This window comes from Bacillus suaedaesalsae (genome assembly GCF_016890225.1).
GTDB classification, from domain to species: domain Bacteria; phylum Bacillota; class Bacilli; order Bacillales; family SA4; genus Bacillus_BS; species Bacillus_BS suaedaesalsae.
This window is the reverse complement of record NZ_JAFELM010000028.1, coordinates 85,385-99,833: the sequence shown is the minus strand read 5'-3', so window position 1 is coordinate 99,833 and position 14,449 is coordinate 85,385. Positions and strand designations below refer to the sequence as shown.

The window sequence follows — 14,449 nt, the reverse complement described above, 5'->3', positions numbered from 1 at the left end:
AATTTAACTTATATATTAGTTTGCTTATCATAGGTGCTCATGTATTGAGCTAAAAAAATAAAAATAGTGCCGGCTAGCACTATCTGTGTTTTTGATTTTTTGATTATCCTAAATATGCTTTTACGTTTAGGAACTCCTGAAGGTTTCTTTCAATTATTGCATTGAGGAGTTGCTCTCGAAATTGCTGATCAAATTTTGGACTTAGAGACTTAATATAGGATTCTATTAGTAATTCATCTGATAGTAATGTGAATTTCATTGCAATCACCTCTTGTTGAATGGGTATATATACATGGTTCGTATTTCCTATTATAACGATTATTATAAGATAGTAAAGTATAATTTTTAATCCTTGTTCCTTAAGAAAAACGAAGTGAATGTAGTCCTCTAAAGTTAAAACAATAACAATTAAATGGTGAGATAATGATTAAGAAACCTTCGAGACTTTTTAAAATGTGATACAATATAAATCTTATTTGTTACTTAATTGACGACGTTGATTATGGAGCAATTGTAACGGAAATTACATCATTGTTTAACAGAGCAATTGATAAGGATCACAATATACACGATTTATATAAACTGGAGATGATGCTATGAGTAAAGCGAAGGGAAAGGGTGGAACCGGGAGAGGAACTGGTAAAAAAGGCTGGAGTCGTTGGCAAACTAGTGCAAACAAAGCAAAGAGTGCAAAACCTTATAAAAGTAAAGGTGTTAAACATTCTCCTAGTACAAAAAATAACGGAGAGACTTCTGAAAAATAGAGAACACATTGTCAGGGAGTGTTTAAGCAATAAGTAAAGGAAAGAGGCTGGGCAAAAAGTATTTTCGGCGAAGAAAAATCCGAACAATCACCTCAAATTCGTTTAATAGGATTTGAATGAGTTCGGATTTTTTTATTTGTATTATAGAGACTACGTATTGTTTTAAGTATGTTCTAGCTGTTAATTGGAGTGCAAGACGAAGACTCCGGCGGGAGAAGCGAGTTAGGTGAGACCCCGCTGGGAGGAACGACTGAGGAGGCTCACCAACACCCCGCGGAAAGCGAAGTCTTGCACGGAAATTAACAGCTGTATTATAAGGCTATCTAATTTGAAATTGTTCGTCTTTAGAGTAGTTTTGTCCCAACCTCATTTTACTAAGTTTTTCATTAAGGATTTGTTACTAATTTCATCCCAAAGTTTAATACTTCAAAATTGTTTTTGAGAATGAAGCCATAATTTTTATTATGGTCGATAACAATATCCCCATCTAGATGACTAATGACAACAGGGTCTATTAAGATGGTAATTTCTCCAACATTAAAAACTTGATCATTTTCTGCCTGCTCACCCTGAGCAAGTTCATACATATAGGTTGCTCCTCAACCAGTTGTTTGGAATTCATTAATCCTAATGATTGGCTCCTTGCCAAGTCTTTTCATGATTTGTTCTTGTGAGTCATTCGTTAAACGGACTTCCATATCCTCACCTCAATTTTTGTTTTTCTTTCCCTAACAAAATAACAGCCGGGAAAGTTAGTAAGTCTAGTATACTTGAATGTTTTAGATGAAGCATTAATTTAGAAAATTCATGAAACATGATTGACTGCATCATTAAATTACGTTAAGATATTTTCAATTAATACGGTTTAGATAGCTATGAAGAGAAGAGTAGTTTTGATTATTTATTTTCAGAGAGCTCCGGTTGGTGAGAAGGAGTAATAATGATCTTAATGAAAAAAGGCTCGGAGCTTCGCACGGATCTAAGAGAGTTCTTAGTGATACTGCGACGGGATCTCCTGTTACAGAGATAGGGTATAATCAATTCTTAATAAATTGACGTACCCGAAGAGGTTGATATGGTAACATATCAATAAACTGGGGTGGTACCACGGAGCTATAAACTCTCGTCCTCAAGATGAATAATCTTGGGGGTGGGAGTTTTTTTGTTATTTAGAAAATTAAGTCTTACAAAAAAATAGAATGGAGTGTGTAGTATGAGCAACGAACAAACGGAAATTCGAACAGAAAAAATAGAGCTATTAAAATCGCAGGGGATATCAGCTTATCCTGAAAGGTTTTCTACAAATTATGATTTGTTTGAGGCAGCAGAGCTTGAAGATGGAACTTCGGAAGTACGAGTTGCAGGAAGGATAATGGGGATTAGGAATTTTAGAAAATTAACATTTATTTCGATTTCAAACATCGAAGGAAGTTTACAACTCCTTTTGAAAAAGGAAGAGATAGGTGACGAACTGTTTGATCAATTCCATCAGTTAATTGATATAGGAGATTTTATCGGTGTACAAGGTCTCATGTATTCGACTCAAACAAATGAGAAAACGTTGCGAATTGAGAGCTATGTATTTCTTGGTAAAGCATTACGAACTCTTCCAGAAAAGTGGCACGGATTAACCAACGTAGATATTCGGTATAGACAAAGATACTTAGATTTGATGATGACCCAAGACACAAAATCAAGATTGTTGGCAAGATCAAAAATGGTACGTGCGATTCGTACGTTTTTTGAGGACCAAGATTTCTTAGAAGTTGAAACACCTGTCTTGCAGCATACCTCCTCGGGCGCTCTAGCGAAACCCTTTCGAACCTATCATAACTCTTTAGATACTGAATTAAACTTACGAATTGCACCGGAAACGTATTTAAAAAGGTTAATTGTAGGTGGGTTTACGAAAGTGTTTGAATTTGCAAAGTGTTTTAGAAACGAAGGGATTAGCCCACAGCATCTTCAAGAATTTACGATGGTTGAAGGCTATGCAGCATACTGGAATTATGAAGATACGATGAAATTAATGCGGGAGATGGTTTTATTTGTTTTAGAACAAACCTTTCATACAACTACGATTTCATTGCAAGGTCAAACGATAGACTTTTCACGTGAATGGGAAATTGTCTCCTTCAGAGATTTAATTTTGAAAGACACCGGGATTGATATAGACCTATTTATGGATGTGAAATATTTATATCAAGAGACGGTCAAGCGAAACATCAACATAGAGCATGCCGATATTGAATCATTAGGAAGAGGGAATTTTATCGATTTGCTGTACAAGAAAATGTGTCGACCACAACTCGTGAAACCGACATTCTTAATTCAGCATCCTATTGATTTGTCTCCACTAGCTAGAGCAAATGATGACAATCCAGAACTTACAGACCGATTCCAATTAGTAGTGAATGGCGCGGAAATTATAAATGCCTATTCTGAGTTAGTTGACCCTTTAGAACAAAGAAGAAGATTAGAGGCACAAGCACTACTTAAAAGTAATGGAGATGTGGAAGCGATGGAGATGGACGAAGATTATCTCACAGCGATGGAGTATGGAATGCCACCTATTTCTGGATTTGGGTTTGGTATTGAACGATTATTAATGGTGCTAACTGATAGTGAAACAATCAAGGATTGTGTGTTATTTCCTTTAACAAAAAAAATATAGTGGACACCTAGCGACTGGTGCTAAAAGTCGCTAGGGGATTTTATCTATTTCATAAAGTTATAAAAATTTTCAAAGCGTGGATCATCGTCAATAGTTTTCTCATAGTCTTCAAACATTTGATCAACTTCTTCTTGGGTTCTAACTTGTATGATCCATGATGAAAATTTTTCAGTTCCTTCGTAAATGTTTACTTTCCATTCTCCGCTTTGAGAGAAGTCAAAAGGAGGTAGTTTATATACCTCTTTTGCTTCAATTGTTTCAAGTAAGATTTTTTCTCTTTTTTCGTTGATTTTCGTAACTTTCACTTCTTGACTACTCTTATCTGGTGCGATGAACTCGAAACGGACTTCATTTTCATTTAAATCTTCCCAGGATACAACGGTTAACTCAAATTCTTCATCTTTTATAAATAAATTTTTTTGCAAGTAACCGATTTTCTCAATTTCTCCGTCAATAAAATGCTCTGCTTTAGCGTAGGTTACAGTTAAGAAGGGTGGTTTTGCTGTTAAATAGGAGTAAACTCCAAAAGCAACGAGCAAAGTACCTCCTACTGTAAAAATACTGAAAAACTTCTTAAATTCTGCATCATCAAAATCTCTCATCATTTCACTTTCTGGAGCTGATTTCCGTATCCAAAACATTATTATTCCAATAGTTAGCATCGTAAATCCAATAACAAATGGAATCATTCCAACACACCTTTCACGATTTTTAATAGACTATAATCGTATGTATATAATAGATATATAACTTTGTTGTCTTCATGATACCAAAAAATGTAAACATTGGAAAAGTGTATAGTTTTCAACCTTCTGTAAATGTTATAAAAGAGGTGATAACAATGGAAAATCATGAAAAAGAAGAAAATCTAAATTACCAGTTTGGGAAGGCAGGACTTGACGGGACGAATATTCAAGTTTCTAGTTTTCCAGTTGTCGGAGATATTGATAGTGAAGCAGAAATTGCAGCAATGCGTTTTGATGAAGATGGACTTACAGGAGCAAAAAAGGAAAGCGATAATGTGTAAATGAAAAAACCTCATCCATTGGACGAGGTTTTTCATTATTTTTTAGGTATTTCACAGCCATTTTCGTCACAGGTTACGCCTTCATCTGTAATTTCAGTGAAAGGACCATCTTGTTTTGCAATTTCTTCAATTGCTTGAACAAATGTTTCTGTCGGCTGTGCACCAGTGATCGTATATTTACGATTGATGAGGAAAAATGGAATGCTGCGAATACCAAGTTCTGATGCTTCTTGTTGGTCAGCCTGTACTTCTTCTGCCATGTCATTACTTGAAAGCATTTTTTTTACTTCATCTTCGTCTAATCCGATTTCCTTAGCAAGTTCTACAAGTGTCTGATGGTCACCAATATGTTTAGATTCTGTATAGTAAGCATGTAGTAGGCGATCTGTCATTTCATTCATTAGCCCGTGCTTTTTCGCTAACATGGTTAGTCGGTGAGCATCAAACGTATTCGTTAAAATAAGTGTATCAAGTTGAAAATCTAGACCAACTTCTAGTGCCATCTTCTTTATATTTTCATTATTAGCTTTTGATTGCTCAATGCTAATTCCATATTTTTTCGCAATGGCTTCGCTTAAGCTCATATTAATATCCTTCGGTAAAGTCGGATCAAGCTGGAAGCTACGATATACAACTTTTACATTTTCATTCGTTTTAGTGAGAGCGTCTTCCAGACGCTTTTTGCCTATTGAGCAAAATGGTCAAGCAAAATCAGTCCACATTTCAATTAAAAGCATTGTGATTACCTCCCATTCATTATGCCAATTAGTATAACTGCTTAGAAGGAGTTTAGTCCAATAAAGTGCTTGATGACTATCTTGTAAGCTTCACAATGATTGCACCAATAATAGAACCGATTATAGCTATTCCAAATGTCATAACATACATAATATCAGCAAGAATTGCCATCTCTGGTGAGGGGAAGTAAACAACTTTAAAACCTAGAATGATTGTTATAAAAACAAATAAAAGTGAAGGTATCCATTTTAGGTGAGGATTTTTTGCTTTTCTAAATAGGACAGGTAAGATGAAGCTAATAAGCAGCACAAAAGTGAAATACATACTGACCATCCCTTCTGTTTATACCATTAGACGTGGGGAGAGAGAACAAAGTTACTAGGCATACGGTTCTTTAGCACTTTAAAGGAGTGGGGGCCTGTCCCCCACTCCTTTAAAGTGCTAAAGTTAGTTGTGTGGATTTCTTGTTGGAATAGTCGTTAAGCGCGGTAGCAATATCATTTAGTAATAAATAATCCCCATTTAAATCAACGCAAATCAAGGTGTATAAGAATTACAATGTAAACATTCGCCCAGTTTTACTAAGATTGTGATATTCGCCCAGTCCACTAGTAGGTAAACAACATATGTTATAACAAATGAACCTGGAGGTGTTTATTAATGAGTCATGGAACAGGTTATGGCGCAGGCTTTGCGTTAATCGTAGTGTTGTTTATTTTATTAGTAATTGTTGGTTCAGCATACGTTGGATGGTAATTCAAACGTTTAATAAATAGATAATAAAGGAGGAGATTGTATGTACGGTTGTGGTTACTCAGCTCCGGTTTATGGCGGCGGTGGAAATACGTTCGTATTAATCGTTGTGCTATTCATTCTACTAATCATCGTTGGTGCAACATTAACTTATTAATTGGTAAAGAGGCTGCTAGAAATAGCAGCCTTTTTTCTTGGTTTATCAGAATTATATCCATAGTTCTAAGCGTATAATAAAGACTAAGCTATCACCTGCGTCCAAGGACTTGGTGATAGTTTAGTCTTTCTATTATTTAGGGACTAATGAATAATGGAAAGTTTATGAAAGAGGTGTACATAATGGAATCGTTAAAAGGTAAAGTAGCCCTTGTAACAGGTGCAGGTAGAGGAATTGGACGAGCGACTGCGATTGCGCTGGCGAAGGAAGGTGTAAATGTTGGGTTAATGGGATTATCGATGGATAACCTTGAAAAAGTAGCGGGAGAGTTATCTGATTTAGGAGTCGATGTATCAGCAGCTACTGCAAACGTTGCAGATCTAGAAGCGGTAAATCATGCAGTGGAACACATTAGATCAGACCTAGGTGCAATTGATATTCTCATTAATAATGCAGGAACTGCGAAGTTCGGCGGTTTTTTAGATTTGTCTCCTGAAGAGTGGGAGCATATCATTCGAGTAAATGTCATGGGAGTTTATAATGTGACGAGAGCTGTATTACCTGAAATGATTGAGAGAAAAACGGGCGATATTATCAATATTTCCTCATCTGCCGGGCAAAAAGGTGCACCAGTAACGAGTGCATATAGCTCCTCGAAGTTTGCAGTTCTTGGTTTAACGGAATCATTAATGTTAGAGGTAAGAAAGCACAATATTCGTGTAAGTGCTTTAACACCAAGTACAGTAGCGACAGACTTAGCATTTGATACAAACTTAATTAGTGAAAATGATCCAAATCGCTTCATGCAGCCAGAAGATTTAGCGGAGTTAATGATTGCAAATCTGAAACTTAATCGTCGGGTATTTGTAAAAAGTGCAGGTTTATGGTCAACGAATCCATAAGTGGGTAAACGCACATTTTCTAGGTACAAGTTGATAGGCCAAAGTCTATTACATATGATGCTGTATATCTGAACAATAAAGGAGAGCAGATCATGTATCCAGAATATGAGTATTTTTATTATCCGATGGAAGAAAGACAATTAGGACAATTTTTCCCTCCGTTTGGAGGAGGACCTATGGGACCACCCCCAGGAGTACCGGGAACTTCACCATATACTCCAGGTCAAGGTGGACCACCATCAGCACCACCACCATCAGCTGTACCAATGCAAACTCAACAGGCGGGAACGTTTGCAGTGGATCCAGGAAGTATAAGAGGTTGTTTATTTAGATACACATATGTGTGGTTAAATAATGGTCGACAATTTTGGTTTTATCCAACATTTGTTGGAAGAAGATCTGTATCAGGATGGCGTTGGAATGGCTTTAGATGGCTATACTTCGGAATAGATTTAAGACAAATTTCATCATTTACTTGTTTTTAATATGGCTGGATTATTAACCTATTTTGAATGTAGTGGTAGGTGGATGACTTCTGTGAGTAGCGGGACAGATGAGATGTCCAATGTCAAAGTGCCGAGGAAGCACCAGTATGTCCTGCGAAACCGGTAACCGAAATAATCTTTATTGTTTTACTAAGCCCATAAAAAAGTAAAGGTATAACCATAAACATGGTTATACCTTTTTCAATTAAATTTGCACAAGAAATCGACAAGAACGCGTGTAATAGCAGTATAAAATGTCAGTTCTTGCGCTTGCCTGGGAAATGACAATATTATTTCATAGATTTATTTGATCAGGATCAAGTTGAAAAAGGCGCATTAGTTATTAGTGTCGATTCGCTGTTATCTTCTAATTTCAGATATTTATCTAAGAAATAACTCCATTTGTAAGGTCATTATTTTACATATTATAGTATCTAGAACTAGTAATTGACTTTACGTTATAATACACGTTACCATATGGTCACATATTATACGTGACTTTTAAGTCACTTATTTCTAGTTTTAAAGAAGGGAAATAGCAAAATGGGAGAAGAACTTTCTACCGTATTTAAGGCATTAGGTCATCCTATTCGGAGAAAAATTTTAGATATCCTAAAATCTTCACCGAAAACTACTGGTGAATTGAATGAATACTTCCCGGAAGTGACAAGGTATGCAATTATGAAACATCTAAACTTATTAGAGGAGGGAAACTTAGTTGTAGTAAGGCGTGAGGGGAAATATCGGCGGAATTTTCTCAACGCTGTCCCTCTTCAAGAAATGCATGATCGGTGGGTTGGGAAATATATGCAATCTACTTCAAACTCATTATTAAATTTACGTTCAGTCATTACAGAAAATGGAGGAAGAAAAGCAATGGAAAAAAACAATCAATTTCAAATTGAACAAGAGATCTTTATTCAAGCACCCCGTGAAGAAGTCTATGAGGCTTTGACAAATAGAGTAGAGGATTGGTGGGAATTTCGCTTAGCGCCAAAAGGTGTGACTAGCCAATTCACATTTGATGCAGTACCTGGTGGTCAATTTAAAGAGATGTGGGGAGGGAAAGCTGGGGCTGTATGGGGAAATGTGTACTATGTTAATGCTCCAGAGGAAATTCGTCTGTTCGGACATCTTGGTATGCAGGGTGCGGTAAATAGTGCTTACACGTACCGTTTACTTGAAAAAAATGGAGGAACATTGCTTCAATTATCTCATACAGCATCAGGAGTCATTCAAGAACATTGGGAGCAGGAACATACAAAGGGTTGGCAGTATCTCCTAGGAACATTATTAAAGAACTACGTAGAAAAAAATGATAAATAATTTCTCTTATATCAATTAACTGGAGGAAAATAGATATGGTAAAAGTTCAAACTGAGATTACGATTAATCGTTCTATCGATAAAGTTTCAGAGTACGCGATAAATCCTGATAACGCACCTCATTGGTATGTTAATATTCATTCAGCCCAGTGGCAAACGCCGAAGCCCCTTACATTAGGTTCGAAAATTGCCTTTAAGGCTAAATTCCTTAACAGGGATTTAGCTTATGTTTATGAAATTGTTGAGTTTATTCCAGGAGAAAAAATGGTGATGAAAACAGCACAAGGACCTTTTCCAATGGAAACAACGTACGAGTTTTATGAATTAGAGCCTAATCTCACAAAGATGACCTTAAGAAACAGCGGAGTTCCTACTGGTTTTTCGAAGGTGTTTGCTCCTTTTATGTCTACGATGATGAAGAAAGCGAACATGAAAGACTTAAAGAAAATAAAGGAAATATTAGAAAGTTAAACAAGGTTGTTTTAACTAGGTAGATATCGAATCAATAGTTTATCGAGTAAGAACCTCTGCTAATGCCTCCCACGGCAGCGGGGCTAGTAAGATGCCATAGGCACAGAGTGCAGAGGAAAGGCTTACCGTACGACCATGTAACGTAAACCAACCTCCTTCTGTAACAGTGTCAAAACAAAAGAAGGAATTCTTCCTCATTTCTAGAAATAAACTGTATGGAATGGGGGATACGCATGGAAAACACAGTCTCAACCTATAGAAAACTAATGAACAGAAGAAGAGTGATTACCAATGTCATCATTGGAGTTATCCTCCTAAGTGGTCTGTTCTATTTCGCAAAACTGCCGGTTTCGATGGTGGAGTGGTTTGTTCCGTTTAAAGTGTACACCCCCTATATACCATTTGAAGTAGAAGACAGCTATTACAAAATTTCAGGTATAGATCGAGTTAAGCTTGTATATGAAAATGAAGATGAAAGTATGATTGTATGGGCGACGACGGAAATTGGTTGGAATAATGTCACACAGTGGGATGAAACCCTTCAAATTCATGGAGGAAAGGTCTATTACAATGAGGTCGATGGTATACAGATGATTAGCTTCCGAGTAGATTCTGTAGAATATGCTATTGATTATAGAGGCAAAGATTTACTTACTAAAGATGAGTTATTAAAGATTGCTAGTTCAATCATTTTCATTAAATATGCATTCAATGATTATTCTGCATTAGTCCTAACGGATTAGTGCTTTTTTAAGTGGGGATATAGATGGAAGAAATTATACAACAGTTGAAAAAGTTAGGTGTGCACGTACTCTGTAATCACGATGATATTTTAGTAGAGATACCCAATCATGAGCTTCTTAAGTGGCAGGAAGCGGATAGGTGCATACATGAACTGCTCAAAAATAGAGACAGAAGAGTTGTTCTAGAATGCTCGAAGACAATTCTTGACCAACTTCCAACTGTTCAAGAAAAAATGACATTAATAGGAGAGAGAATACTATTTTCAAAAACTCTTTCTCAATCGCATGAAAAAGAAGTTCCGTCCTATGAAGTGTGGCCACCTTTTGATTCGAAGTCAATATCTTTCTTATCTGAAGTAATGAACGTGTCTAATGAGAAAGCGAAACGCTTTCTTGAAAATATGAAGAGTGAACTTCCAACTCAAGTAGACAACATGTATACCGTTTATATGGAAAATGACGTTCCCATTGGAGTTGTGTTTCCTCACATTGAACCTGACACGAATCAAGAAGGGCGAATGTTTTGGATTGGTATTCATCTAGAACATCAAGGAAAAGGCTATGCAAAAGCTTTGCACAGTATCGGATTATTTCGTTTGCAGCATGATTTTCACGCAAAAATGTATGTTGGGGCAACAAAAGTAGAAAATATACCGATGCAAAAAGTCATGATCACGAATGGGTGTGTACAACAAAAACATAAGATTATGACTTTTGAATATAACAATGAAGAGTAGTAGATAGGGGGGACGACATGTTTTGGGACATATTTTTCATGGCATTTATATTTTATGTGATATATAGCCTCTGGGTCATTAAAAATCAATTAGATGTCATTATGAAAAATTTAAATATATCGCAAGAAGAAAAAGTAAGTAATGATGAAATAGAAAAAGAACTTGAGGATGAATTTGAAGGCACTCAAAAATAAAGGGGCGGTGAGAGTGAAGAGGATTTTACTGATGATGACCGTATTCTCCTTGGTGTATGTTTCAACAGTAAGTGCTCTATCATGGGCTTATATATTTGTTGTAAATGACGGGAGGGTATACGAAGTATTAGAAGATTCACCCGTTTCGGCTGAGAATATTGATAAAGAAATCGGTGAAGTGAAAACGAGGGCAAATGATTATAATGGACGATATTACGGGAACGCTTCAAACTATTATGACAAAGGTACGAAATACTATAAGATTCTAGATGTTCCACTTAAAAAAGCGATTGCTGTTGAAGTAAATCCTGATGAATTCGTTAAGGCAGAGTTCGTTCATGATGCCCCTTTTCATCTATACAATCTTTTATTCAATAATATTACCAAGGTTTTACTTGGTATAGTTGTAATCGGACTCGGTATTACAGTATCGGTTTCGTATAAAAATAGAGTTTGAGGTGAGGAGTCTGAGTAGTTTACAAGAAATAAAGGTAATGTCTATCGTTTTTAAAATCATCATGCTAGGAATAGGGTTATTCATCTTTCTACTTATTGTTGGTTCTGTTTTTAATGTAGATATTGGCTATCTAGACATTTTCTTTTCGATTGGACTTTATGTTAACATGACGTTTATTCTCATACGATATTTAAGAAAACATGATATCAAAATGGCGTCGATCATCGGTGAAATTTGGATATCGAAAAAGGAATTTATTCAATATGCTGGAGTCCAACTATTTTTCTTATTATTTTCAATCGCTGCTATCACAACAGTATTAAACTTTCTTCATATAAATAACGAAGCATTTTTGAAGGAGATGCTAGATACTGTACCTGCCCAAGAAACATCAGGACTTCTTATTGCACTATTCAATTTTATCATTATGATTACCTTTGCCCCCGTTGTTGAAGAGCTATTTTTCAGAGGCTTTCTATTTAATAAATGGGGAGAGTCGATGGGATTAGTGAAAGCGATGATTTTAAGTTCTTTTATTTTTTCGCTACTACATTTCAACAGTGGTTTTATAGGTCATTTCTTTTTAGGATTGCTTTTTTGTATTGTGTACGTAAAAACGAAAAGACTTATTGTTCCTATTATTCTGCATACGATTAATAATGCCATAGCTGGATCAGTTATTTTCGTAACGAGTTTTTATGATAGTGGTCCTGTAACAAGTGATGACGCTCAATTGTTTTTGAATGAATTAGAACGGTACTTACAAGCGGGTGCCATTATGTTCTTTATCCTCATTCCCTTTGTTATTTATGTTCTATATCGAATATATCCGAAGAAAGTGCAAACATACCATTTGTTCAAAATCAAACTACATAAAGTATTGGAAAAGTGCGCAAGCGAAAGAAAAATTGTGCATTTTTTTTGTAGAGCTAACGAACTAGGTATTCATCTATATTTAACGTGGGGAATTTTTGTCGAAAAAAGGGTTTTAGGAATTTTTCGAGAACTATGTATAGTAACTAGAGAAATTGACACAAATAGTTGGCAGGAGTGACAGACATGCTACTTAATATTGGACACGTTTTAAATCAAGTGTTAATTGTACTTTTTCCTATTTGGTTTTATCATTTGTTTTTACGTGAAGAAGGATATAAGAATAAAAGGTTTAAACCAAAACTTACGATTGTGTTAGTACTATCTCTTCTATTAACTTTAGTATTTTCAGTGCCATATGGAGATCACTTTGTATATGACTTAAAAATTATTCCAATGATTATTGCGTTTTTATATGGATCTACTTTATCTGGGATCATCATCGTCGTTCTTTCCGTTTTATACAAAGTATTATTTCAAGATGGAAACCTACTTATGACGATAGTGAATTTTGGAATTGCTACTGGTTTACTTATTGTAACCTCTAAAAAGTTCAAAGAGTTTTCTTTAACTGCAAAACTGATCTCCATTAGCTTGATCGAATGGGTAATTACTGTTACAAGGTCTATGTGGCTCGTACAAACGAATAACGGGGAAGAAGTTGTAACTATCCTCATTTACTCTTTTATCTCGTGGTTAACCCTTCTTTCTGTTGTGTTTATTTTTGAAAACTTACATAAACAAATAGAACTAGAATATAAGGTTCAAAGAGCAGAAACGATTAACGTTGTTGGACAGCTTGCAGCATCTGTAGCTCATGAAGTTCGAAATCCGATGACAGCTGTTCGTGGTTTTTTACAGCTAATGAGAGATAACAAAAATTTAAATGAATCGCAGAAGAGATATATTAATATTTCATTAGAGGAGCTCGATCATTCTCAATCGATATTAACCGAGTTTCTATCTCTAGCAAAACCGTCTACGACTGACTTACATAAAATTAACTTAAAAGATGACCTCGATAATATTATAGAATTAATGAGATCCTATACAAACTTCCAAGCGATTTCGATTGTTGCCTCTGTTGAGGATGACTTGTTTATTAAAGGAGACAGCTCTGAAATTAAGCAAGTATTTGTAAATTTAATGAAGAACAGTATTGAAGCAATTGGAAAGAGTGGGAAAGTCAAAGTCTCTGCTTATAAACGAAATGGAGACGTAATCGTTGAGATAGAGGATAATGGGCAAGGGATGTCAGAACTTCAATTAAAATATCTCGGAACTCCTTTTTACTCAACGAAAGATAAAGGGACTGGAGTAGGATTATCCGTTGCTTATAAAATCATTCATGCGATGAAAGGTTCAATCAAAGTTGATAGTAAACTAGGAGAAGGGACGAAATTTTATATTCAACTTCCTACGGTGAATGAATAAAAATATTGCATGTGAAAAATTTAGAAAACTAATCCCAGTTATGAAACTAGGGTTTTTTTTTTGTCTTGTTATCTAAAAAAATAGCGAGTTATTATGTTATAACAATTAACGAATATTAATAAAAGAATTGGAAAAGTAGGATAGAAGTTGGAAGGGATTTCCTATATTATGTGGAATATACAATGATACTAATATATAAATTACAAGGAGGAACCCTAATGGCATTCCTTACCATTCTACTAACGTTCATTCAATTTGGGATATTATTTTACTTGTTTTTCAAAGTTAGATCGATGTCTAAACAAATGGAACAACAGCAACAGGACAACAATGAAATATTAGTTGCCCCGAATAAACTTAATAAGGGCTAGGTACCTGAAAGTAGGTAGTCGAATGAGATTCATTGTTTTATTCATAACGAGTGTATTCATCGTCATTTCCTCACCTGTTTGGAAACAAACGAAGGTTACTGAAATGGAACAATTGCAGCATGTACCACTCGGTTTTCCCTTTTCTTTTATGAATCAAAGTACTTCTTTAACTCCAATGCCATCTGATTTACCTATTTATGTATCAATGATGGATATTAGAGAAAATGGTATTGATGACTTCTCCTTGTTCGTTCTAACTGTGGATGTTTTTATCGTTTTTTACGGTATGTATGTCGTAGTGAAGTTATTGGATCGAGTGCGGAGGTTATAACAGGAGGTTCTAT

The 14,449-nt window shown here is 35.5% G+C and carries 22 protein-coding genes and 1 other annotated feature; of the genes, 17 read left to right on the top strand and 5 right to left on the bottom strand.

Going from position 1 to position 14,449, the window contains the following annotated elements; all coding sequences use genetic code 11:
• Positions 1 to 103: 103 nt before the first annotated feature.
• Positions 104 to 259 carry a sporulation inhibitor A family protein gene (locus tag JR050_RS09525; RefSeq protein ID WP_204203264.1) on the bottom strand — a complete coding sequence of 52 codons (156 nt, stop codon included), beginning with the start codon at positions 257 to 259 and terminating at the stop codon, positions 104 to 106.
• 337 nt (positions 260 to 596) lie between these two features.
• Here JR050_RS09525 and JR050_RS09520 point away from each other — a divergent pair, with 337 nt between their 5' ends.
• The gene (locus JR050_RS09520; RefSeq protein ID WP_204203263.1) at positions 597 to 764 is read left to right on the top strand and encodes a DUF3934 family protein; all 168 of its coding nucleotides are present in this window, start codon (positions 597 to 599) and stop codon (positions 762 to 764) included.
• A 386-nt stretch (positions 765 to 1,150) separates the two neighbouring features.
• Here the strand turns inward: JR050_RS09520 and JR050_RS09515 are convergent, their stop codons facing one another.
• Entirely contained in the window at positions 1,151 to 1,351 is a 201-nt protein-coding gene (locus JR050_RS09515) for a hypothetical protein (protein WP_204203262.1), read from the bottom strand.
• Positions 1,352 to 1,630: 279 nt separating this feature from the next.
• Positions 1,631 to 1,898: a binding site (T-box leader), on the top strand.
• A gap of 79 nt (positions 1,899 to 1,977) precedes the next feature.
• On the opposite strand from JR050_RS09515, the gene lysS reads away from it, so the two are divergent.
• The gene (gene lysS, locus JR050_RS09510; RefSeq protein ID WP_204203261.1) at positions 1,978 to 3,438 is read left to right on the top strand and encodes a lysine--tRNA ligase; all 1,461 of its coding nucleotides are present in this window, start codon (positions 1,978 to 1,980) and stop codon (positions 3,436 to 3,438) included.
• Between the two features lie 44 nt (positions 3,439 to 3,482).
• Here the strand turns inward: lysS and JR050_RS09505 are convergent, their stop codons facing one another.
• Entirely contained in the window at positions 3,483 to 4,127 is a 645-nt protein-coding gene (locus JR050_RS09505; protein WP_204203260.1) for a hypothetical protein, read from the bottom strand.
• Between the two features lie 152 nt (positions 4,128 to 4,279).
• On the opposite strand from JR050_RS09505, the gene JR050_RS09500 reads away from it, so the two are divergent.
• Complete coding sequence (locus JR050_RS09500) at positions 4,280 to 4,465, top strand: hypothetical protein (RefSeq protein ID WP_204203259.1); 186 nt, start codon at positions 4,280 to 4,282, stop codon at positions 4,463 to 4,465.
• 35 nt (positions 4,466 to 4,500) lie between these two features.
• Here JR050_RS09500 and JR050_RS09495 read toward each other — a convergent pair whose 3' ends face one another.
• Entirely contained in the window at positions 4,501 to 5,154 is a 654-nt protein-coding gene (locus tag JR050_RS09495) for a DsbA family oxidoreductase (RefSeq protein ID WP_204203396.1), read from the bottom strand.
• 124 nt (positions 5,155 to 5,278) lie between these two features.
• Entirely contained in the window at positions 5,279 to 5,527 is a 249-nt protein-coding gene (locus JR050_RS09490; RefSeq protein ID WP_204203258.1) for a hypothetical protein, read from the bottom strand.
• A gap of 336 nt (positions 5,528 to 5,863) precedes the next feature.
• Here JR050_RS09490 and JR050_RS09485 point away from each other — a divergent pair, with 336 nt between their 5' ends.
• The 14 genes from JR050_RS09485 (at position 5,864) to JR050_RS09420 (ending at position 14,436) form a co-directional block, all read left to right on the top strand.
• The gene (locus JR050_RS09485) at positions 5,864 to 5,959 is read left to right on the top strand and encodes a YjcZ family sporulation protein (RefSeq protein WP_149220047.1); all 96 of its coding nucleotides are present in this window, start codon (positions 5,864 to 5,866) and stop codon (positions 5,957 to 5,959) included.
• 40 nt (positions 5,960 to 5,999) lie between these two features.
• On the top strand, positions 6,000 to 6,113 hold the full coding sequence (locus JR050_RS09480; protein ID WP_204203257.1) for a YjcZ family sporulation protein: 114 nt from the start codon (positions 6,000 to 6,002) through the stop codon (positions 6,111 to 6,113).
• 182 nt (positions 6,114 to 6,295) lie between these two features.
• Positions 6,296 to 7,015: a 3-ketoacyl-ACP reductase gene (locus JR050_RS09475; RefSeq protein ID WP_204203256.1), complete on the top strand. Its 720-nt coding sequence runs from the start codon at positions 6,296 to 6,298 to the stop codon at positions 7,013 to 7,015.
• A 92-nt stretch (positions 7,016 to 7,107) separates the two neighbouring features.
• Complete coding sequence (locus tag JR050_RS09470) at positions 7,108 to 7,500, top strand: hypothetical protein (protein WP_204203255.1); 393 nt, start codon at positions 7,108 to 7,110, stop codon at positions 7,498 to 7,500.
• Between the two features lie 543 nt (positions 7,501 to 8,043).
• Positions 8,044 to 8,826 carry an SRPBCC domain-containing protein gene (locus JR050_RS09465; RefSeq protein WP_204203254.1) on the top strand — a complete coding sequence of 261 codons (783 nt, stop codon included), beginning with the start codon at positions 8,044 to 8,046 and terminating at the stop codon, positions 8,824 to 8,826.
• Positions 8,827 to 8,861: 35 nt separating this feature from the next.
• The gene (locus tag JR050_RS09460; RefSeq protein ID WP_204203253.1) at positions 8,862 to 9,296 is read left to right on the top strand and encodes an SRPBCC family protein; all 435 of its coding nucleotides are present in this window, start codon (positions 8,862 to 8,864) and stop codon (positions 9,294 to 9,296) included.
• A gap of 233 nt (positions 9,297 to 9,529) precedes the next feature.
• Entirely contained in the window at positions 9,530 to 10,039 is a 510-nt protein-coding gene (locus JR050_RS09455; protein ID WP_204203252.1) for a hypothetical protein, read from the top strand.
• A gap of 23 nt (positions 10,040 to 10,062) precedes the next feature.
• Positions 10,063 to 10,776 carry a GNAT family N-acetyltransferase gene (locus tag JR050_RS09450; protein WP_204203251.1) on the top strand — a complete coding sequence of 238 codons (714 nt, stop codon included), beginning with the start codon at positions 10,063 to 10,065 and terminating at the stop codon, positions 10,774 to 10,776.
• 17 nt (positions 10,777 to 10,793) lie between these two features.
• Entirely contained in the window at positions 10,794 to 10,970 is a 177-nt protein-coding gene (locus JR050_RS09445) for a hypothetical protein (protein WP_204203250.1), read from the top strand.
• A 13-nt stretch (positions 10,971 to 10,983) separates the two neighbouring features.
• The gene (locus JR050_RS09440) at positions 10,984 to 11,427 is read left to right on the top strand and encodes a hypothetical protein (protein ID WP_346726735.1); all 444 of its coding nucleotides are present in this window, start codon (positions 10,984 to 10,986) and stop codon (positions 11,425 to 11,427) included.
• Between the two features lie 37 nt (positions 11,428 to 11,464).
• Positions 11,465 to 12,481, top strand: a complete 1,017-nt coding sequence (locus JR050_RS09435; protein ID WP_204203249.1) for a CPBP family intramembrane glutamic endopeptidase — start codon at positions 11,465 to 11,467, stop codon at positions 12,479 to 12,481.
• A 5-nt stretch (positions 12,482 to 12,486) separates the two neighbouring features.
• Positions 12,487 to 13,734 (top strand): ATP-binding protein, encoded by a 1,248-nt coding sequence (locus tag JR050_RS09430; protein WP_204203248.1) that lies wholly within the window; start codon positions 12,487 to 12,489, stop codon positions 13,732 to 13,734.
• Between the two features lie 218 nt (positions 13,735 to 13,952).
• Positions 13,953 to 14,105 carry a hypothetical protein gene (locus JR050_RS09425; RefSeq protein WP_204203247.1) on the top strand — a complete coding sequence of 51 codons (153 nt, stop codon included), beginning with the start codon at positions 13,953 to 13,955 and terminating at the stop codon, positions 14,103 to 14,105.
• A gap of 22 nt (positions 14,106 to 14,127) precedes the next feature.
• Positions 14,128 to 14,436: a hypothetical protein gene (locus JR050_RS09420; protein ID WP_204203246.1), complete on the top strand. Its 309-nt coding sequence runs from the start codon at positions 14,128 to 14,130 to the stop codon at positions 14,434 to 14,436.
• Positions 14,437 to 14,449: the final 13 nt, after the last annotated feature.